Here is a 17157-nt window from a genome sequence, read left to right as displayed (position 1 = left end):
GCTTGATTCATGATCTGCATTGTTCGACGTTGCCACCTTCTAGCGGCGCTGCTGTTCACCGGGTTGTTGGGGGCTAGCCTGCCGAGCATGGCGGCGCTGACCACCGTCACCGATCTGCTTGGGCGCCAGGTCAAGGTCAAGCTGCCGGTGCAGCGGGTGATTCTTGGCGAGGGCCGCCAGCTGTACCTGGTGGCGGCGCTGGACACGCAAAACCCGATTGAACGGATCGTTGGCTGGCGCAAGGACCTGATCCAGTCCGACCCGGACACCTACAACGCCTACCTGCGCGCGTTTCCCGCCATCGCCAAGATCCCCACCTTCGGCGGCTTTGAAGACGGCACCTTTGATATCGAGCAGGCCATCTCCCAACGCCCCGACGTAATCATCCTCAATATCGAGGCGCAGCATGCCACCGAGGATGCGCGCTATATCGAGAAGCTCGATGCCTTGGGCATCCCGGTGGTGTACGTGGATTTTCGCAACCAACCGATGACCAACACCGAGCCGACCATGCGCCTGTTCGGCCAGTTGTTCGGCAAAGAGCAACGGGCCGAGGATTTCATTGCGTTTCGCAACCAGCAGATCCGCCGCGTGACCGACGTGATTGCGGCGCAGCAACCGGCGCGCCCGTCAGTGTTTATCGAGCGTATCGGTGGCTACACCGACGACTGCTGCCTGAGTTTTGGCAATGAAAACTTCGGCCTGTTCGTGCAGATGGCCGGCGGCGACAACATCGCCAAAGGCATTATTCCCACCACCTTTGGCCAGTTGAACCCCGAACAGGTGATCGTGGCCAACCCCGACCAGGTCGTTGTCACCAGCGCCAATTGGGAGGCGTTTGCCCCCGGCGGGCATTGGGTTGGCGTGGGGCCGGGCGCCGACATGGCCCAGGCCCGAGCCAAGCTGGCGTGGTACACCCAGCGCCCCGCCTATGCCGGTATCAAGGCCCAGGGCCCGCAAGCCTTCCACGCCATCTGGCATCAGTTCTACAACAGCCCGTATCAGTTCGTGGCGATCCAGCAACTGGCCAAGTGGTTTCATCCCGACCTGTTTGCCGACCTGGACCCGGACGCTGCGTTTCGAGAACTGCACGAACGCTTCCTGCCCGTCCCTTATGAGTCGGGTTACTTCGTGAGCCTCAAGCCATGAGCGCCCCGACCTACCGCAACCTGGTGATACGCAAACGCCTGATCCTCCTTGCCCTGGCATTGCTGTTGTTGTGCAGCGTGCTGCTCGACCTGGCCCTGGGCCCGGCCAGCTACAGCCTCAGCGAAGTGCTCGGCGCCCTGTTCTCGCCCGACAGTGCCGCGCCGCAAGTGCGTGTGGTGATGTGGGACATCCGCCTGCCCGTCGCCCTGATGGCGGTCGCCGTTGGCGCGGCGTTGTCCCTGGCCGGGGCGCAGATGCAGACCATCCTCAACAACCCGCTGGCCAGCCCCTTTACCCTGGGCATTTCTGCCGCCGCCAGTTTCGGTGCGGCCATGGGCCTGGCGTTTGGAGTGGCGTTGTTTCCGCTGGCGGCGCAGTACATGGTGCCGGTCAACGCGTTCATCATGGCGATGCTCTCGGCGCTGCTGATCCACTTCCTGAGCCTGCGCCGTGGGGTGACGGCCGAAACCATTGTGCTGCTGGGCATTGCCCTGGTCTTTACCTTCAACGCGCTGCTGGCCCTGGTACAGTTTTTCGCCACCGAACAAGCCGTGGCAGCCGTGGTGTTCTGGACCATGGGCAGCCTGACCAAAGCCACCTGGCCCAAGCTGGGGGTGATCTGCCTGATCATCCTGGTCACCCTGCCGATTTTCGCCAAGCGCGCCTGGGCCCTCACCGCACTGCGCATGGGTGACGACAAGGCCGCCAGCTTCGGCATCAACGTGCGCAGCCTGCGCTTTCAAACGTTGATCATGGTCAGCCTGCTCGCCTCGTTCCCGGTCGCCTTTGTCGGCACCATCGGCTTTATCGGCCTGGTGGGCCCGCACATCGCACGCATGTTGATTGGCGAGGACCAGCGCTTCTTCCTGCCCGCCTCGCTGCTCACCGGCGCGTTGATTCTGTCAGCCAGCTCGGTGGTCAGCAAAACCCTGATTCCGGGGGCGATTTTCCCAATAGGCGTGGTTACGTCACTGATCGGCGTGCCGTTCTTTATATCCCTGATCCTGGGCGGCAAGAAAAACTCATGGTAAGTCTCCAGTTGAAAGACCTCGGCGCCCGCTACGGCCAGCGCACCATCATCCGCGAAGTGAACACCGCAGCCTTTGTCGGCGGCCAGGTGGTGGCGGTGGTCGGGCCCAACGCTGCCGGTAAATCCACCCTGTTCAAGCGCATGGCCGGGCTGATCGACGGGCCAGGCGAGGTGCTGCTGCAGGGCTCGCAAAAAGGTGCACAAGCCATCAGCTACATGCCCCAAGGACTGAACGCCAGCGCCCGGTTGACGGTGTACGAATCGGTACTGCTGGCGCGTAAACAACTGACGCCGGGGTGGGTGGTACAAGACGACGAGTTGAACTTGGTCGACGAAATGCTCAGCGCCCTGGGCATCACCGGCCTGGCCTTTCGCAACCTCGGTGAACTCAGCGGCGGCCAACAACAGCTGGTGTCCATCGCCCAGACGCTGGTGCGCGAACCCGACGTACTGCTGATGGACGAACCCACCAGCGCCCTCGATATGCATCGCCAGGTACAAGTACTGGATTTCATGCGCACCCTGGCGCGCAAACGCGAGGTGATTGTGTTCATCGCACTGCATGACCTGAACCAGGCACTGCGCTTTGCCGACCAGGTGCTGGTCATCGCCGACGGCACAGCCCAGGGCAGCGGGCCGAGCCACGCGGTGATCAACGAAGCGATGCTGCGCGAGGTTTACCAGGTGCAGGCACGCATCGAGCGCTGCAGCCGCGGGCAGGCGCATATTTTGATTGATGGGGTTGTGTGAAAGCAGAGATATTTACTCAATTGTGTAGCGATCAACGGTAACCACGATGCGAAGCGAGCCGCTGTTGATCTTGATCTGCTTTTGATCTTAGGCGCCCCGTTAAACCACGCTGGCCGAACGCAGGCTTGAATTCGTGGGTAACCCGGCAGGACGCCGGGTTAGCCGCCCCGCGCCATGGATGGCGCGTGGCGGCGGCCCACGAATTCAAGCCTGCGTTCGGGCACACCGAGCCCAAGCGAGGTGCCGAGTGGTGGGGCAAGAGCCCTTTGGTTACTTTGGGGCTCTTTTCCAAAGTGACCCGCCGTCAGGGCGGAACCCTAAGTGGCCGTTACCGCAGCAATGGATATGTACCCAATCCAACTGTGTTGCCTGCCAGGCCGCCTTCGCGCGCAAGCCCGCTCCCACAGTAGGATCGCGGGGTGTCAGGTAGAGAAGCATCGCCTGTCAGGCCGTCATCGCAGGCAAGCCAGCTCCCACAGAAGATCACGGCACATCAGCCAAAATCTCGGATCAGCCACTGCTTCTATCGCTCAATCCTCGCGAATACTTGCCTGATCCTCCGACTTATCGCCTGCCGGGATAGATACCCCTTGCGCCGTGGTCTAGAGTCCAACCATGCGCGCGTGGCCAAGATGAAACAGGTTCTCAACCCCGCCGCCATAACCCGTCGCCCATGAGCGACACCAGGGTATGCCACCGAGCACGTCCCTGATAAGAAAAAGCACCACCAACCGATGATCAGCAGGTGAGCCCGCATGGAATTACGTATCAACCAAAAGGCCTATCAGGTCGATGCCGAAGCCGACACCCCGTTGTTGTGGGTGATCCGCGATAACCTGGGCATGACCGGCACCAAATACGGCTGCGGCCTGGCCCAGTGCGGCGCCTGTTCGGTGCTGGTGGACGGCAATGTGGTGCGCGCCTGCGTGACGCCCGTGGCCGGCGTGGTCGGTCGCGAGATCACCACCATCGAGGCCGTCGAGGCCGATGACGTGGGCAAGCGTGTGGTGGCGGCCTGGGTCGAACATCAAGTAGCGCAATGCGGTTACTGCCAGTCCGGGCAGGTGATGGCGGCCACGGCGCTGCTCAAGCACACCCCCGCGCCGACCAAGGCGCAGATCGACGCGGCGATGGTCAACCTCTGCCGTTGCGGCACCTACAACGCCATCCATGCCGCCATGGATGCCTTGGCCGCCGGGAAGGAGACCGCCTGATGAACACCAACGAGATCATTCCCGGCGTGACCCTGGGCGAACCGATCAACCTGTCCCGTCGCCGCTTCCTGGCCAGCACCGCGGTGGGCGCGTTGGTGATCGGTTTCGGCTTGCCACTGGGCACCTCCCGCGTGCAAGCCGCGACCGGCGCCGCCGCTGAACGCGGCACTCAAGTACCCGCCTTCCTGGAAATTCGCCCCGACGGCAGCGTGCGCCTGCTCAGCCCCTTCATGGAAGGCGGCCAAGGCACTCACACCGCCATGGCGCAGATCGTCGGTGAAGAATTGGATGCCGACCCGGCCACGTTCATTGTCGAAGCGGCCCCGCCCGGCGAAGCCTATGTGGTGATGGAAAATGGCCTGCGCATCACCGGCGGCAGTATGTCGGTGCGCATGAGCTACCCGACCATGCGCCGCCTCGGCGCCCTCGCCCGCGCGATGCTGATGCAAGCCGGCGCCGAGCAACTGCGCGTACCGCTCAGCGAGCTGACCACCCAGCCCGGTCGCGTGGTGCACGCCGCTTCCGGCCGCTCCCTGGGCTACGGCGAACTGGCAGGTGCCGCCCTGGATATGCCGGTGCCCGACCCGGCCAGCATCACCCTGCGCGACCCGAGCCAGTTCCGCTGGATCGGCAAGCCGGTCAAGCGCCTGGATGCCTATGACAAATCCACCGGCAAGGCGCAGTACACCATCGACCTGAAAATCGACGGCATGCTCCACGCTGCCGTCCAGCATGCGCCACGCCTGGGCATGACCGTGGGCAGCCTGCGCAACCAGGCGCAGGTGCAAGCCATGAAAGGCGTGCATTCGGTTCACACCCTGCCCGGCGCCGTGGCCGTGGTAGCCGAGCGTTGGTGGCATGCCAAGCGGGCCGTCGAAGCCATCCAGGTCGAATGGCTTGAAGCCGCCGCCGACTCCACCGTGCGGGCGATGCCGGCGGATTTTTCCAGCGACAAGTACCGCGACTTCCTCGCCGCCCAGCAAGGCCCGGCCCGCGATGACGAAAACGAAGGCGATGTGGCCGGCGCACTGGCCAGCGCCAAAACCCGCGTCGAAGCCACCTACCACAACCAGTACCTCAACCATGCCCAGCTGGAACCGCCTTCAGCCCTGGCACGCTTTAACCCCGACGGCACGCTGGAGGTGTGGCTGCCTAACCAGGCGCCGGATATGTTCCGTGCCGACATCGCCAAGCGCACCGGCCTGAGCACTGAGCAAATCACCCTGCACTCACCGCTGCTGGGCGGCTTTTTCGGCCGGCATTTCCTGTATGACTCGGCAAACCCTTACCCGCAAGCCATTGCGTTGGCCAAGGCGGTGGGCCGGCCGATCAAGCTGATCTGGAGCCGTGAAGAAGAATTCGTGCGCGATGTATTGCGCCCCGTCGCCGTGGTCAAGTTCCGCGCCGCACTGGATGACAAAGGCCTGCCGGTGGCCATCGAAGCGGTCAGCGCCACCGAAGGCCCCACCGAAGCCATCGCCGGCAAACAGGGCGACGCCATCGACCCTACTGCCCTGGAAGGCTTGTCGGGCAAGAGCTATGCGATCCCCAACAAACGCATTGCGCAGATCTACGTCAAAGGTCCGGCTATGCTCGGTTACTGGCGCTCGGTGGGTAACTCGCTCAATGACTTTTTCTACGAAGCCTTCCTGGACGAACTGGCCGACAAAGGCGGCCATGATCCCTATGAACTGCGCCTGCACCTGCTGCGCGACAACCCGCGCCTGACCACCCTGCTGCAAGCGGCCGCCGAGCTGTCTGGCGGTTGGAAGCGTGGGCCCTACACCGCCGAAGACGGCACCCGCCGTGCACGCGGCGTAGCCATGGCCTCGCCGTTTGGCTCCCATGCAGCGGTGGTGGCCGAGGTGTCGATCGAGAACGGCCAGGTCAAGGTTCATCACATCTGGGAAGCGATTGACCCGGGCAGCATCGTCAACCCGGCGATTGTAGAGGCGCAGGTCAACGGTGCCGTGGCCTTGGGCCTGTCGCAAACCTTGTTGGAGGAAGCGGTGTACGTGGATGGCAAGCCACGGGCGCGCAACTACGACCTTTATCCGGTGCTGCCGCCTTCGCGTATGGCGCAGGTACACGTGAAGATCGTGGAGAGCGGAGAAAAAATGGGCGGTATCGGCGAACCGCCGTTGCCGGCTGTGGCCCCCGCCGTGGCGAATGCCGTGGCGCAGTTGACCGGCCAACGCATCCGCAGTCTGCCTTTGAGCCGTTACACCTTCAGCTAACCGACAGGGAATGCCCATGAATAACCGCCGATTCGCAAGAACCGCAGGGTGGCTGGTGCTGCCCTGCGTGGTCGCCGCCGGCCTGCTGGCCTGGTATGTCACCCGCGAGCCTGCCTCGCCTTTTGAACAGCAACAGGCCACGAGCTTCGACCCCGCGTTGGTCAGTCGCGGCGAATACGTCGCCCGCGTAAGTGACTGCGTGGCCTGCCACAGCCTGCCAGGCAAGACGCCCTTCGCCGGGGGCCTGGAAATGGCCACGCCGCTGGGGGCGATCCACGCCACCAACATCACCCCCAACCGCGAGCATGGCATCGGCACCTATAGCCTGGCCGACTTCGACCGCGCCGTACGCCACGGCGTAGCACCGGGCGGGCGACGGCTCTACCCGGCCATGCCCTACCCGTCTTATGTGAAGCTCAGCGACGATGACATCCAGGCGCTGTACGCATTTTTCATGAAAGGCGTGCAACCGGCCAACCAGCCTAATATCCCCAGCGACATTCCCTGGCCGCTCAACCTGCGTTGGCCCATCGCCCTGTGGAACGGTGTGTTTGCACCGACCGCGACCTATGCCGCCAAGCCCGGCCAGGACGCACTGTGGAACCGGGGCGCCTATATCGTCCAAGGTCCCGGCCACTGCGGCAGTTGCCACACGCCTCGGGGGCTGGCGTTCAACGAAAAGGCCCTGGACGAATCCGGCGCGCCGTTCCTGGCCGGTGCTCTGCTCGACGGCTGGTACGCCCCCAGCTTGCGCCAGGACCACAACACCGGCCTGGGGCGCTGGAGTGAGGAACAGATCGTGCAGTTCCTCAAGACCGGTCGCAACCAGCATGCCGTGGTCTACGGGTCGATGACCGAGGCCTTCAACAACTCCACGCAGTTCATGCAGGACGATGACCTGGCCGCGATCGCTCGCTACCTCAAGTCACTGCCCGGCGACCCGCAGCGTGACGGCAGCCCTTGGCAATATCAGCCGGTAACGGCGCGCTCGGATGTCCCCGGTGCCCACACGTACGCCACCCGCTGCGCCTCCTGCCATGGGCTCGACGGCAAAGGCCAGCCCGACTGGATGCCGCCCCTGGCCGGCGCCACCTCGGCCCTAGCCACGGAAAACGCCTCCGCGATCAACATCACCCTCAACGGCTCACAACGCGTGGTCACCGCCGGGATGCCAGACGCCTACCGCATGCCCGCGTTTCGTGAGCAATTGTCCGACCAGGAAATCGCCGACGTGCTGAGCTACGTGCGCGGCACCTGGGGCAACCACGGCGGCGCGGTCGATGCAAAGGCCGTGGGCAAGTTGCGTGGGCATACCGACCCGGCGAGCAGTAGCCCTATCATCCTGCATATGCGCTGATCGGTCGCGATCAACTGTGGGAGCTGGCTTGCCTGCGATGCAAACACCTCGGTTCCTCAGGTAAACCGAGTCGATGCATTCGCAGGCAAGCCAGCTCCCACACTGGCCATGCATTGCCCACAAAATCAGCGCCTGGCACAGGTCCCCTGTGGGAGCGGGCTTGCCCGCGAAGGCGGACTGTCAGTCACTGCATCGTTAACTGAACCACCGCTATCGCAGGCAAGCCAGCTCCCACATTCGGCAATGAGCATCAATGATATAAGCGGCGGCTGGCAGGCCGCTCTATTTGCTCTCGTCCGCCTTGCCTTCCTGCATCTGCACCGACGACTGGGTGCCACTGTTGTTGTCTTTAGTGGCGTTGTCAGCGTTGTCAAAACAGCCGTGCAGCAGGAACGCGCTGCACAGGCCCACGCACATATAAAGCTTCTTCATGATCGTTCACCTGTTGGCAAGTGTGTGTTATCGGCGTGACGAAAGCAGAATTCGTCCGCCCATGATCTATCTGTCTGGAACAGAAGCGCTGGCGTTCAAAAAATAGCCCCTTGGCTGACGAATGGGGCCGCGTTTTATTCAAACGGGATCACCGAAATCTTGCCGTTGCGCTCAAGAATCGCGAAGCGGATCTGCTTGAGTTCGACAAGCCCTTGGGTAGACCGGGCCGCCTCAAGAATGTCGCCCTCGTCCAGGCGCGCATGCTTGAGCCTTTTATGCAGCACCTGGCCTTGCTCGACCAGCACCGTCGGCCCGCCATCGAGCACCCGTGCGAACCAGGCTGAACGCTGCTTGGCCAGCGAGAAGCCAATGTCGATGGCAATGAGGGTGGCGATGACCAGCACGGCGTTGGTCATCGAGAAATCTTCGCCCAGCAACGCCTGTTGGGTGGCTTCGCCGATGACCATCAACAACACCAGGTCAAAGGTGGTGAGCTCGGCCAGCGTGCGCCTGCCGGCAACTTTGAACAGCACCAGCAGCACCAGGTAAATCGCCACAGCCCGCAGTACAGAGTCCATGGTTGCCCCTCGGATCATTGAATGGGAAACGACCGATTCATACGGATTAGGTGACCACCGCGCCGCGGTGGTTCATTCTTTCGACACGTCTCGACCACCATCTAAAAAGATGATGGTTTCAGCGCAACTGAATCGTTGAAATGATCGAAATTTCGGCAGTAACCCAGTTGATACCGGGGCGTTGGCAGCGGGTCACAGCTCTATATCGATCACGCTGAAGAAGGAACCCCTGTCATGAACGACTCACAACGCGCCTGGGAACTGGCTATGGTGCTGATTGCCAATGGCCGGATCCCCTTCGACCCCGCCAACCCGAGTGGGTCGGTGAAAATCCTTTCCAAGCATCTGCAAGCGCTCGAAGAAGCACTGCGTGAACAGGCCACACACGTCGCCACGCATGAGCGCCTGGGCAAGAACAACAGCCGCAGGCCCTCGTTGGTGTGTGCCGACTAGGCGTCAGGCTTTGGTTCGGTTACAGCCGATCCGACTCGGCAACTGGCCCTGCCTGGCCTTCAGCGTGGCTTGCAGCGCTTGCGGCAAGGTGCTCCAGAACGTCAGCCCGGAGCGCTCTTCGATGTGATCCACGGTGACCTGGTAATCACAGAAGTCTGCGCCCTTGGGGGTTTCCTGGTTCATCACGAATGAGGCGTACAGGCCCGTTTCCGGCGAACTGCCGACCACGATGATTTTCCAATAGCCACTGGGGATGGTGTGCACTTTGTTCGTGCCCGGCAACGAGCCGACAAAATGTTCATACAACGGGCCGGTAGCCACATACACCTGATCGACGCCTGGTTCCTTGCTGAGGTTGCGCTCCTGGTCTTCCAGGCGCGCCCAGGGCCCCTGGTTGAGCTCGGCCTTTTGCGGGGTGATGTTCGACAAGTAGTTGAGCGTTTGCCAATCGGCCACCCCGGCCATCGAAGCCAGGTTGGCCTGATGCCCACGGTCGATTTTGAGCGCGACGTTGGCGCCGTTGTAATCCACCGGGTCCAGGGTTTCCCCGGCTGGAATATCCGGGTCGGTGCGCCAGTCACGGGCGCGCCCGCTGGCCGCCGTGGCCTTGGTGATCTTGTAGGACACCCAATTGGCAAACTTGGTCGAACCGTTGTTGTTCAACGTGTAGGCCTGGCGGTTCAACGTCACTGGGCTGCCGCCGGTGGGGCAGCCAACCGCGCAGTTATCGAACGGCAAGGCTGGCGCAGGGAGGACGGCGGATTGGCGTGTGGGCGTGGTACAGGCGGCCATCAACGGGATCAACGAAAACGCCAGGTACTTGAACGATGTGCTTCCTTGCATGGTGTTACTCCTTGGGATGAATTTCTTGAAAGATCAAAATGGCCTCGGCTGATGCGCTTCCTGCGCAAGCCGAGATGACCATTGAATCACATAAACATTTCTAAACAACGCTGATCAAGCGCGGGGACTGTCCCCTATAGCCCGTTCAGCGTTGCGTCCTACTGAACGCGCCGTACCTCCTTCCTGAAGCTTTGGCAGTCATCATTTCGACCATTCATCTGCGCCGCACAATACCGCACCAATAGTATGATAATTTCCTCGCAACGCTTATCTTCCAAGGAGCAGTAATGACTACTGTACGAAAAACCATCACCGTGACTGATCAACAAGACGGGTGGATAAAGGCACAAATTGAAGCGGGTCATTACACCAATGACAGCGAGTACATCCGCGATTTGATTCGTCGCGAACAGGAGCGCAGTGCACAAGTAGAGGCCATTCGTGCGGCTCTGCTTGAGGGTGAAGCCAGTGGTAAACCTCGCCCATTTGACCCTGAAGCGTTCAAACAGAGGATGCTCAATGCCCATGGCTGAATACCGTCTTAGCCCCGCGGCCGAACGCGACCTGGAAGGAATCTGGACTTATACCGCGCAACAGTGGGGTGCGAAGCAGGCAGATCAGTACATCGATATCCTGACCACGACGTTTTCAGACTTGGCAAAACACCCTAAAACAGCTCCGACTTGTGACCACATCCGTGATGGCTACCGCAGGCGCAGCATCGAACACCATATGATTTACTTGCGCATTACTACGTATGGAATTTCGATCGTTCGCATCCTGCATGACCGAATGGACGCCCCCCACAAGCTATGACAATCCAGACTGTCAAACCGGGGGTGGAGAAAAATTAAAATGCCTGACACAAAGCTGCCCCCCGCTGCCCCACACTGGCTGATCCGCCAAGCCACCCCCGACGATGTGCATGCCTTGGTCGCACTGGATGCCTACGCAACCGAGCATGCCAGCCGTCGTGTGTTTATCTATGACGCCGTGGTTCGCCAGCAATGCTTGGTAGCCGCCGACGCTAACGTGTGCGCCGGCTACCTAGTGCTCACCCACGACTTTTTCAACCATGGGTTTATTGCGCTGGTGGTGGTTTCACCGCTGTACCAGCGCCAAGGCGTCGCCCTTCGTCTGCTGTCAGCGGCCGAAGCAGCCTGCAAGACGCCCAAGCTGTTCGCATCGACCAATGCCTCCAACGGCGCGTCCCAGGCCCTGCTGACGAAAGCCGGCTTTATTCCCAGCGGGCAGATCGAGAATCTGGACGATAACGACCCTGAACGTGTGTACGTCAGGTTCATTCGCTGAGCTCCATAAGGTGCCTTCTGCGCGGGCGGGAACCTTTTCTCGAACGCACAATCTGTGGTTCACCCTTTTGAACCGATTGAGACCCTGCGCATGCTTGTGAAAAAAGCCGTCCTCTGCCTGGCACTGCTAAGTGCTGGCTTCATCGCAGGCTATGCGGCCAAACCCACCCCGCAGCTGCAAGTCACCGCTGGCCAACTGATGGAGTGCGGCGAACTCATGATCCCGACGCTTGGGATGTGAGCCGCGCATACCCAGGTAAAAGCCGTTTCAGCCGCCCGAAGTCACGTGCGCAGGATGCACGTTGAACCCATTGCGCCCAGCCGCCTTCGCACCGTAAAGCGCTGCATCGGCCGCCTCGACCAAACCCAACACCGGCTCCAGCCGTGAGCCCATGCCCGTCGCTACGCCGATACTCACGCTCACGCGCCCGAAGGGGCTGCCTGGGTGTGTGATGTTCTCCTGCTGTAGACGCGAAAGAATGCGTTGCGCGACCACCGCAGCGCCTGCACTGTCAGTCGCGGGCAGGATGACCGCCATTTCTTCTCCGCCATAGCGCGCCACCAGGTCCGACGGCCGCCGCACGCACGTTTCCAATAACGTGCTGACCGCCTGCAAGCACGCATCTCCCGCGACGTGACCAAAGGCATCGTTGAAGCGTTTGAAGTGGTCGATGTCGATCATCAGCAATGCCAGTGACGTACCTTCGCGCTGCGCCCGACGCGCTTCCACGGCCAGCGTTTCGTCAAAACAGCGGCGGTTGGCCAGGCCGGTCAGCGCGTCCTTCTTCGCCAAGAGTGCCAACTGCCGATTGGAGTCGAGCAACTGTTGCTGGGCGACACGCAACGCCTCTTCCGCCGCCGTACGCCTGCGGATATCCAGGATCAGAAACCAGCCGATCAGTCCCGTCAGCCCCAGCAGCCCCGCCACCACGACCGCTGACAGTGCCGCCTCGATGCGCCACGCCGCGAGGGCTTCGTGCTTGCCCAACGCGACCGTGGTGATCAGCGGCAGGGTTTCGCTTTTGCGAAAGGCATAGAGTCGCTCTACCCCGTCCAGGCTGGAGGTATAGGCCGCAGTGCCCACAGGCTGGTCGACGAGGTACTTGGAATAAATAGGCGAGGTGGAAAAGTTGCGGCCCATGTCCTGCTCGCGGAAGGGGTAACGCACCAGCAACGTGCCGTCGGCGTAGGACAGGCCGATGGCGCCCTCCTGGCCTACATCGAGCTTGCCGAATACCCGCAGAAAGTTTTCCACCCCCAGGGTCACAGCGACCACGCCAGCGAAGTTGCCGGCCGCGTCGTTGAAACGGCGGCTGATGGTCACCACCCATTCATGGTTGGCGCGGCTTTGAATCGGCGGGCCAATAAAAGGTTCAGCGCTCGGATCGTCGCGATGGTGGATGAAATAGGCCCGATCACTGCTATTGGCGCCCTCCGGAATCGCACGATTGGAAGACAGCAGCCACCGGCCCTGATGATCATAAATGGTGATGCCGCTGAGCTGCGGCATCAGCGGCTGCTGTCGGTTGATCAGCGTACTGATGCGCTGGATTTGCACCGGGCCACTGCCTTCGGTTTCCAGGCGCTCCACCAACCCCAGCAACAGCAACGAGCTTTGCCGCACGATGCCTTCGGTATAGGTGTTAAGGGCCTGGGTCAGGTTCAAGCCATGCACGTCCACTTCCGCCAGCGCACGGTCGCGGGAAGACAGGACTTTCCAAATCGTCAGCGAAGTCAGGGAACAGCCGATCACCAACAGCAACAGCATCACAAGACGGGTATCACGCTTCACGTCAGCACCTTAAGGAAGTCCGGTTTCCATCCAGCCATCATTCGAACGTCGGTACTCACAGGGGCAACCGGTTCCAGAGTGCCAGCATACAAGCAGTCTGTGCGAGCTGCAGCTACAGAGTGTGCGGCTGAGCGCCGGCCAGAGGAGCCAGCGCCTTTAATGACCACTATCAAAACAGGGTATTGAATGCTAAACCAACCGTTAAGGTCGCTATTAATTCAATATCAATCGACGCAGAAAAACTTATACGAAGCGGCACTTTCTGAGCCCACTTGTACAAGTTTCATCTGCCACTCTACCGTTCATCGCCCTTTTTAAAAAATTTCAAAACATCTGCGCACTTTCCCTTATCAGAAAAGATGTCCGTTGCATAAACGGGCAACTAGCGAAACGACATTTCAAAACTGGGAGTATTGTTATGACGACGAGCAATAAAAACCCTGGAAACTTTGCCAACGATCGCGAAAAAGCATCAGAGGCGGGAAAGAAAGGTGGACAGGCCTCTGGCGGCAATTTCGCCAACGACCGCGAGAAAGCCGCGGAAGCCGGGCGTAAAGGCGGCCAGAACAGTCATGGTGGGGGGCGTTAGTCCTGACCACACGGGCAGTACCGCTGTTCCGTTTGTTAACAAAGGGCATTGATCATGCGTGCGTCCATTGATAATCAGCGCGGCGAGCCAGCTCGCAGGCCGATTGTAGAAGTGCAAACTAAAGCAAGGACTGGCCTGCGTTCTAATACGTCTGCGTGTTACGAACATCAGCAACTTGTTGAACAAGCCGAAGCCACGATAAGTGCATCTAAAACGCCACCCTTGTGTGAAAGGCACTTATAACTGTGCAGCTTGATGCACGCGACCAAGTGCACGTTTCCAGCACAATCGAAGTGAACGTTACATTACCGACATAACGACGAGGTAACTGAACATGACTACTCAAGACAAGCAAGGCCAAATGAGCGTCAGCGAAGCCGGGAAAAAAGGCGGCGAAGCCACTTCTGCGTCCCATGACAAAGAGTTCTACCAGGAGATCGGCAGCAAAGGTGGCCAAAACAGTGGCGGGAACTTCAAGAATGATCCCGAGCGCGCCGCTGAAGCCGGCAGCAAAGGCGGCCAGAACAGCGGGGGCAATTTCAAGAATGACCCCGAACGCGCCGCCGAGGCGGGCAGCAAAGGCGGCCAGAACAGTGGCGGCAATTTTGCCAACGACCGTGAAAAAGCTTCCGAAGCCGGGCGTAAAGGTGGCGAACACAGCCACGGCGGCGGACGCAAAAGCTGATGTGCTTGATGCAGGGGAGCCGTGCTCCCCTGCTTTCATTGATGAGGGACACCATGCCTTTACACATTATCAACTTCACCGCACCGGTCACCGCTTCTACGTGCAGCCAACTGATTGAAAAAGCCTCGTTGGCCGTACAACAAGATGCCCAGGGCCTGGTACTGAATATCGCCACCATGGGTGGTGAATGCAGCTACGGCTTTACGATGTACAACTTTTTATTGTCCCTGCCGATTCCGGTGCATACCCATAACCTCGGCACCGTGGAATCCATGGGCAATATCATCTTTCTGGCTGGTGAGCGCAGGACCGCCTGCAAGCACAGCAAATTCCTGTTCCACCCCTTCCACTGGCATGTGCAAGGCGCGGTTGACCATTCGCGCATGTCCGAATACGCGATGAGCCTCGATTACGACTTGCAGTTGTACGCACGCATCGTGGCCGAGCGCACCGCCGATGCTGTCGAAAAACTGGAGACCGAAAAGTACCTGATCGCCGCGCCACGCATTCTCGACCCGCAACAAGCGCTGACCGCCGGCTTGATCCATGGGATCGAACTTCCCGTGGTCAAGGCGGACTTCGTGAGCAGCTTCATTCACTCCTAGCACCTTTTATTCAATAGGGGAGCCTCACAATGGACGAAGAAACGATCCGACTCACCGCGTACCGCATTTGGGAACAGCAAGGGAAGCCTGACGGTCAGGATTTCGTGCACTGGTTACAAGCCAGGGAGGAGCTGACAACCCCGCCGACTGACGGCCTGGCAGGCTCGATAGCAAGTAGCGTCACCCCGCCCAACCCGGACCGATCAAAGCGCCAGGCGACCGCCGCCGGGCAAAAAACCCGCAGCAGAAAACCCAACTGCTGAACCCACAGAGCAGAGAGTGAGGACGCGCCTGTCGATAAACCTGCCAGGGTTCTAAAACATCGACAGCCGTCCAAGCGCCATCCCCTCCCCGCCGCCTCTCGATACTGGCATTAAAACATCAACTAATCGCTCGTTTGAATTCTTCCTCTTTAGCAGTTGAAAACGCCCACTTCTTAATCGAGAGTGGCCGTTCATTCAGGGAGGAATCGATGTGACCCATCTACAAGCGAACCGAAGTTGCCTGCAATGTAAACAACCCTACGAATCGACGCTGGATGACCCCGACTTTCTAGTGTCGTCGGCCTCTGACATGCTCTGCCCGGCCTGCAAGCAACACTATGCAGCCGACCTGATGAAAGAGGCACTTCAACGCAGCGTGCAAAAGTTGTGCATGTTGCAGGAGCGACGCAAAAAACAGTAAACACGCGCCTCGCCCCTACCGCCACCCGCATGGACACCGTCCATTAAAAATACATTCATTCGGGTGGCGGCGGCACATAAGGCTTTGCAATAAACGGGATACTCCCAGACGGGCGCCATCTTACATTCTCAAGACCGTAGCGCTCGGCCAGCGGTTTACTGATGCGTTTGATCTTTTCATTACGCGACCTGGGAATAATGCCAATGCCTGCATCGCAACAGGCCCAATGCCACGCCTCTGCGTTATTCATCACCTCCGCTCTTATAATGAAAGACTTAGGCTCGTGGTGGTATTCGTATTCGATGACATATAAAGAATTTTTCATAACCTCTCCTTCTGATTTTTTTGTTATTTGCTCAGAACGAAGGTTCAGAAATTTTAATGTTTTAATGACGACGATCACGCACTTGCTGTTGCACTACCGTTCGTCGGCCTCGCATTAAAAAAATAAAACTGCTTATGCTTCTTTTGTTTCTTAATACTGAGTCTGTTCACTCCAGGCTCTTGGTAAAAACTCCTGTCTTGCCCGCACTCTGTGCGGGCTTTTTTATTTTGCCGCACGCTACACCCTATGGCGAGGGAGCTTGCTCCCGTGACGGCCGGGCAGCCGACGCTTGTCCAACCGACGCACCGAGGTCCAAGCTTGCCTGTCGGACCAAAATCCTCGTCGGCTGTCAGGCTGCCTTCGCGAGCAAGCCCGCTCCCACATTTGGATCGTTTGGGATCAGGAAGATAGGCGCCGGCTGTCAGGCCGTCATCGCAGGCAAGCCAGCTCCCACATTCAAGATCGCGGAGCCACTCAATCGTCGTCGTGCACGTGAGCGTCAGCACAGGGCAGTCGGCCGGACTCACCTCCGGCAATCCGTTCCGCCTGATCAATACCGCGTTTGAGCGCGTCATTCACCGTCCATTCGGCACCCGGCAACTGCTTGATGCGTTCAACCACGCATTGCCCCGTCGCGGTATAAACGCAGAGCAGCACTTCAATATCAGCGTCCTCCCGCTCTCGGGCCCTGACTTCGATATGGCAGCCGTTTTCGACTTCCCGGGTGAAGCATTTTTCTTTCAGTGCTTTTGAGACCCAGGCTTTATAGGTGTTGCCACGTATAAACATAGCGCTTCTCCAAAACCGTTAGTGGGGTTGGCCATCAACTAACGACTGAAATCCCTAACCAGAATTCAGACTTTCTGCAAGGCCACCTCCATCATGCACCGATAAAAACCTTTTACCGTTTCGCCTGTTAAACCGTTCGTCAGGCGAGGAAACAAATTGTTAAACCAACCCACCGGGCTCTATTCAAAATGTTCGGGAGCGCGGCGAAATGCGCCCTGCAGAGTGGCAGAAAAAGCCAATAAAACCGGGCAGTAGAAGCACTTTATCTACTGACGGCACCTTATTGCCGAGTGTTTAACACCTGACGGCTCCTGAGGTTAACAAGCGCTTCGCTT

At 59.7% G+C, this 17157-nt stretch carries 22 protein-coding genes; 16 read left to right on the top strand and 6 right to left on the bottom strand.

Annotated elements, in window-relative coordinates:
• Nucleotides 1–9: 9 nt before the first annotated feature.
• From GH769_RS07510 to GH769_RS07485, 6 genes are all read left to right on the top strand, one after another.
• A complete protein-coding gene (locus GH769_RS07510) occupies nt 10–1149 on the top strand; it encodes an ABC transporter substrate-binding protein (protein WP_014718048.1) in 1140 nt (379 codons plus the stop codon).
• On the top strand, nt 1146–2180 hold the full coding sequence (locus tag GH769_RS07505; protein ID WP_003190501.1) for an iron ABC transporter permease: 1035 nt from the start codon (nt 1146–1148) through the stop codon (nt 2178–2180). Before GH769_RS07510 ends, GH769_RS07505 begins: the two co-directional genes overlap by 4 nt.
• Nucleotides 2174–2929: an ABC transporter ATP-binding protein gene (locus GH769_RS07500; RefSeq protein WP_014718047.1), complete on the top strand. Its 756-nt coding sequence runs from the start codon at nt 2174–2176 to the stop codon at nt 2927–2929. Before GH769_RS07505 ends, GH769_RS07500 begins: the two co-directional genes overlap by 7 nt.
• Nucleotides 2930–3684: 755 nt before the next feature.
• On the top strand, nt 3685–4143 hold the full coding sequence (locus GH769_RS07495; protein WP_014718046.1) for a (2Fe-2S)-binding protein: 459 nt from the start codon (nt 3685–3687) through the stop codon (nt 4141–4143).
• A complete protein-coding gene (locus tag GH769_RS07490; protein WP_032903499.1) occupies nt 4143–6380 on the top strand; it encodes a molybdopterin cofactor-binding domain-containing protein in 2238 nt (745 codons plus the stop codon). The genes GH769_RS07495 and GH769_RS07490 overlap by 1 nt, the downstream gene beginning before the upstream one ends.
• Before the next feature lie 16 nt (nt 6381–6396).
• Nucleotides 6397–7737, top strand: a complete 1341-nt coding sequence (locus GH769_RS07485; protein WP_032903498.1) for a cytochrome c — start codon at nt 6397–6399, stop codon at nt 7735–7737.
• A gap of 282 nt (nt 7738–8019) precedes the next feature.
• Here GH769_RS07485 and GH769_RS28810 read toward each other — a convergent pair whose 3' ends face one another.
• Nucleotides 8020–8169 carry a hypothetical protein gene (locus tag GH769_RS28810; protein WP_019821498.1) on the bottom strand — a complete coding sequence of 50 codons (150 nt, stop codon included), beginning with the start codon at nt 8167–8169 and terminating at the stop codon, nt 8020–8022.
• A gap of 134 nt (nt 8170–8303) precedes the next feature.
• The gene (locus GH769_RS07480; protein WP_014718042.1) at nt 8304–8747 is read right to left on the bottom strand and encodes a DUF421 domain-containing protein; all 444 of its coding nucleotides are present in this window, start codon (nt 8745–8747) and stop codon (nt 8304–8306) included.
• Nucleotides 8748–8981: 234 nt separating this feature from the next.
• Between GH769_RS07480 and GH769_RS07475 the strand changes: the two genes are divergently transcribed.
• Nucleotides 8982–9200, top strand: a complete 219-nt coding sequence (locus GH769_RS07475) for a hypothetical protein (protein WP_014718041.1) — start codon at nt 8982–8984, stop codon at nt 9198–9200.
• Between the two features lie 3 nt (nt 9201–9203).
• On the opposite strand, the gene GH769_RS07470 is transcribed toward GH769_RS07475, so the two are convergent.
• Entirely contained in the window at nt 9204–10043 is an 840-nt protein-coding gene (locus GH769_RS07470) for a DNA/RNA non-specific endonuclease (protein ID WP_020303225.1), read from the bottom strand.
• A 287-nt stretch (nt 10044–10330) separates the two neighbouring features.
• Here GH769_RS07470 and GH769_RS07465 point away from each other — a divergent pair, with 287 nt between their 5' ends.
• The 4 genes from GH769_RS07465 (at nt 10331) to GH769_RS28805 (ending at nt 11594) form a co-directional block, all read left to right on the top strand.
• Nucleotides 10331–10576 (top strand): type II toxin-antitoxin system ParD family antitoxin, encoded by a 246-nt coding sequence (locus GH769_RS07465; protein WP_020303224.1) that lies wholly within the window; start codon nt 10331–10333, stop codon nt 10574–10576.
• Nucleotides 10569–10859 carry a type II toxin-antitoxin system RelE/ParE family toxin gene (locus GH769_RS07460; RefSeq protein ID WP_020303223.1) on the top strand — a complete coding sequence of 97 codons (291 nt, stop codon included), beginning with the start codon at nt 10569–10571 and terminating at the stop codon, nt 10857–10859. The genes GH769_RS07465 and GH769_RS07460 overlap by 8 nt, the downstream gene beginning before the upstream one ends.
• Nucleotides 10860–10898: 39 nt before the next feature.
• On the top strand, nt 10899–11354 hold the full coding sequence (locus GH769_RS07455) for a GNAT family N-acetyltransferase (RefSeq protein ID WP_020303222.1): 456 nt from the start codon (nt 10899–10901) through the stop codon (nt 11352–11354).
• Nucleotides 11355–11444: 90 nt separating this feature from the next.
• A complete protein-coding gene (locus GH769_RS28805; RefSeq protein ID WP_019821496.1) occupies nt 11445–11594 on the top strand; it encodes a hypothetical protein in 150 nt (49 codons plus the stop codon).
• A 27-nt stretch (nt 11595–11621) separates the two neighbouring features.
• On the opposite strand, the gene GH769_RS07450 is transcribed toward GH769_RS28805, so the two are convergent.
• Complete coding sequence (locus GH769_RS07450; protein WP_032903497.1) at nt 11622–13145, bottom strand: sensor domain-containing diguanylate cyclase; 1524 nt, start codon at nt 13143–13145, stop codon at nt 11622–11624.
• 418 nt (nt 13146–13563) lie between these two features.
• Here GH769_RS07450 and GH769_RS07445 point away from each other — a divergent pair, with 418 nt between their 5' ends.
• The 5 genes from GH769_RS07445 to GH769_RS07425 all read left to right on the top strand — a co-directional run bounded on the left by GH769_RS07445 (nt 13564) and on the right by GH769_RS07425 (nt 15708).
• Nucleotides 13564–13734 carry a general stress protein gene (locus tag GH769_RS07445; protein ID WP_153649602.1) on the top strand — a complete coding sequence of 57 codons (171 nt, stop codon included), beginning with the start codon at nt 13564–13566 and terminating at the stop codon, nt 13732–13734.
• Between the two features lie 334 nt (nt 13735–14068).
• The gene (locus GH769_RS07440) at nt 14069–14419 is read left to right on the top strand and encodes a general stress protein (protein WP_014718036.1); all 351 of its coding nucleotides are present in this window, start codon (nt 14069–14071) and stop codon (nt 14417–14419) included.
• A 53-nt stretch (nt 14420–14472) separates the two neighbouring features.
• On the top strand, nt 14473–15024 hold the full coding sequence (locus GH769_RS07435) for an ATP-dependent Clp protease proteolytic subunit (RefSeq protein ID WP_014718035.1): 552 nt from the start codon (nt 14473–14475) through the stop codon (nt 15022–15024).
• A 29-nt stretch (nt 15025–15053) separates the two neighbouring features.
• Nucleotides 15054–15287: a DUF2934 domain-containing protein gene (locus GH769_RS07430; protein ID WP_032903496.1), complete on the top strand. Its 234-nt coding sequence runs from the start codon at nt 15054–15056 to the stop codon at nt 15285–15287.
• A gap of 211 nt (nt 15288–15498) precedes the next feature.
• A complete protein-coding gene (locus GH769_RS07425; RefSeq protein ID WP_032903495.1) occupies nt 15499–15708 on the top strand; it encodes a hypothetical protein in 210 nt (69 codons plus the stop codon).
• A 55-nt stretch (nt 15709–15763) separates the two neighbouring features.
• Here GH769_RS07425 and GH769_RS07420 read toward each other — a convergent pair whose 3' ends face one another.
• On the bottom strand, nt 15764–16033 hold the full coding sequence (locus tag GH769_RS07420; protein WP_003190473.1) for a DUF6555 family protein: 270 nt from the start codon (nt 16031–16033) through the stop codon (nt 15764–15766).
• Between the two features lie 474 nt (nt 16034–16507).
• The gene (locus GH769_RS07415) at nt 16508–16822 is read right to left on the bottom strand and encodes a hypothetical protein (protein ID WP_020303217.1); all 315 of its coding nucleotides are present in this window, start codon (nt 16820–16822) and stop codon (nt 16508–16510) included.
• Nucleotides 16823–17157: the final 335 nt, after the last annotated feature.

The organism is Pseudomonas sp. CFSAN084952 (assembly GCF_009648855.1).
Taxonomy (GTDB): domain Bacteria; phylum Pseudomonadota; class Gammaproteobacteria; order Pseudomonadales; family Pseudomonadaceae; genus Aquipseudomonas; species Aquipseudomonas paracarnis.
This window is presented reverse-complemented; position numbering and strand designations above follow the sequence as displayed.

What these genes read in the sequence shown, in the direction of transcription:
- GH769_RS07510 (WP_014718048.1), top strand. Translation starts at nt 10, where the DNA reads ATGATCTGCATTGTTCGACGTTGCCACCTTCTAGCGGCGCTGCTGTTC.
- GH769_RS07505 (WP_003190501.1), top strand. Translation starts at nt 1,146, where the DNA reads ATGAGCGCCCCGACCTACCGCAACCTGGTGATACGCAAACGCCTGATC.
- GH769_RS07500 (WP_014718047.1), top strand. Translation starts at nt 2,174, where the DNA reads ATGGTAAGTCTCCAGTTGAAAGACCTCGGCGCCCGCTACGGCCAGCGC.
- GH769_RS07495 (WP_014718046.1), top strand. Translation starts at nt 3,685, where the DNA reads ATGGAATTACGTATCAACCAAAAGGCCTATCAGGTCGATGCCGAAGCC.
- GH769_RS07490 (WP_032903499.1), top strand. Translation starts at nt 4,143, where the DNA reads ATGAACACCAACGAGATCATTCCCGGCGTGACCCTGGGCGAACCGATC.
- GH769_RS07485 (WP_032903498.1), top strand. Translation starts at nt 6,397, where the DNA reads ATGAATAACCGCCGATTCGCAAGAACCGCAGGGTGGCTGGTGCTGCCC.
- GH769_RS28810 (WP_019821498.1), bottom strand. Translation starts at nt 8,169, where the DNA reads ATGAAGAAGCTTTATATGTGCGTGGGCCTGTGCAGCGCGTTCCTGCTG.
- GH769_RS07480 (WP_014718042.1), bottom strand. Translation starts at nt 8,747, where the DNA reads ATGGACTCTGTACTGCGGGCTGTGGCGATTTACCTGGTGCTGCTGGTG.
- GH769_RS07475 (WP_014718041.1), top strand. Translation starts at nt 8,982, where the DNA reads ATGAACGACTCACAACGCGCCTGGGAACTGGCTATGGTGCTGATTGCC.
- GH769_RS07470 (WP_020303225.1), bottom strand. Translation starts at nt 10,043, where the DNA reads ATGCAAGGAAGCACATCGTTCAAGTACCTGGCGTTTTCGTTGATCCCG.
- GH769_RS07465 (WP_020303224.1), top strand. Translation starts at nt 10,331, where the DNA reads ATGACTACTGTACGAAAAACCATCACCGTGACTGATCAACAAGACGGG.
- GH769_RS07460 (WP_020303223.1), top strand. Translation starts at nt 10,569, where the DNA reads ATGGCTGAATACCGTCTTAGCCCCGCGGCCGAACGCGACCTGGAAGGA.
- GH769_RS07455 (WP_020303222.1), top strand. Translation starts at nt 10,899, where the DNA reads ATGCCTGACACAAAGCTGCCCCCCGCTGCCCCACACTGGCTGATCCGC.
- GH769_RS28805 (WP_019821496.1), top strand. Translation starts at nt 11,445, where the DNA reads ATGCTTGTGAAAAAAGCCGTCCTCTGCCTGGCACTGCTAAGTGCTGGC.
- GH769_RS07445 (WP_153649602.1), top strand. Translation starts at nt 13,564, where the DNA reads ATGACGACGAGCAATAAAAACCCTGGAAACTTTGCCAACGATCGCGAA.
- GH769_RS07440 (WP_014718036.1), top strand. Translation starts at nt 14,069, where the DNA reads ATGACTACTCAAGACAAGCAAGGCCAAATGAGCGTCAGCGAAGCCGGG.
- GH769_RS07435 (WP_014718035.1), top strand. Translation starts at nt 14,473, where the DNA reads ATGCCTTTACACATTATCAACTTCACCGCACCGGTCACCGCTTCTACG.
- GH769_RS07430 (WP_032903496.1), top strand. Translation starts at nt 15,054, where the DNA reads ATGGACGAAGAAACGATCCGACTCACCGCGTACCGCATTTGGGAACAG.
- GH769_RS07420 (WP_003190473.1), bottom strand. Translation starts at nt 16,033, where the DNA reads ATGAAAAATTCTTTATATGTCATCGAATACGAATACCACCACGAGCCT.
- GH769_RS07415 (WP_020303217.1), bottom strand. Translation starts at nt 16,822, where the DNA reads ATGTTTATACGTGGCAACACCTATAAAGCCTGGGTCTCAAAAGCACTG.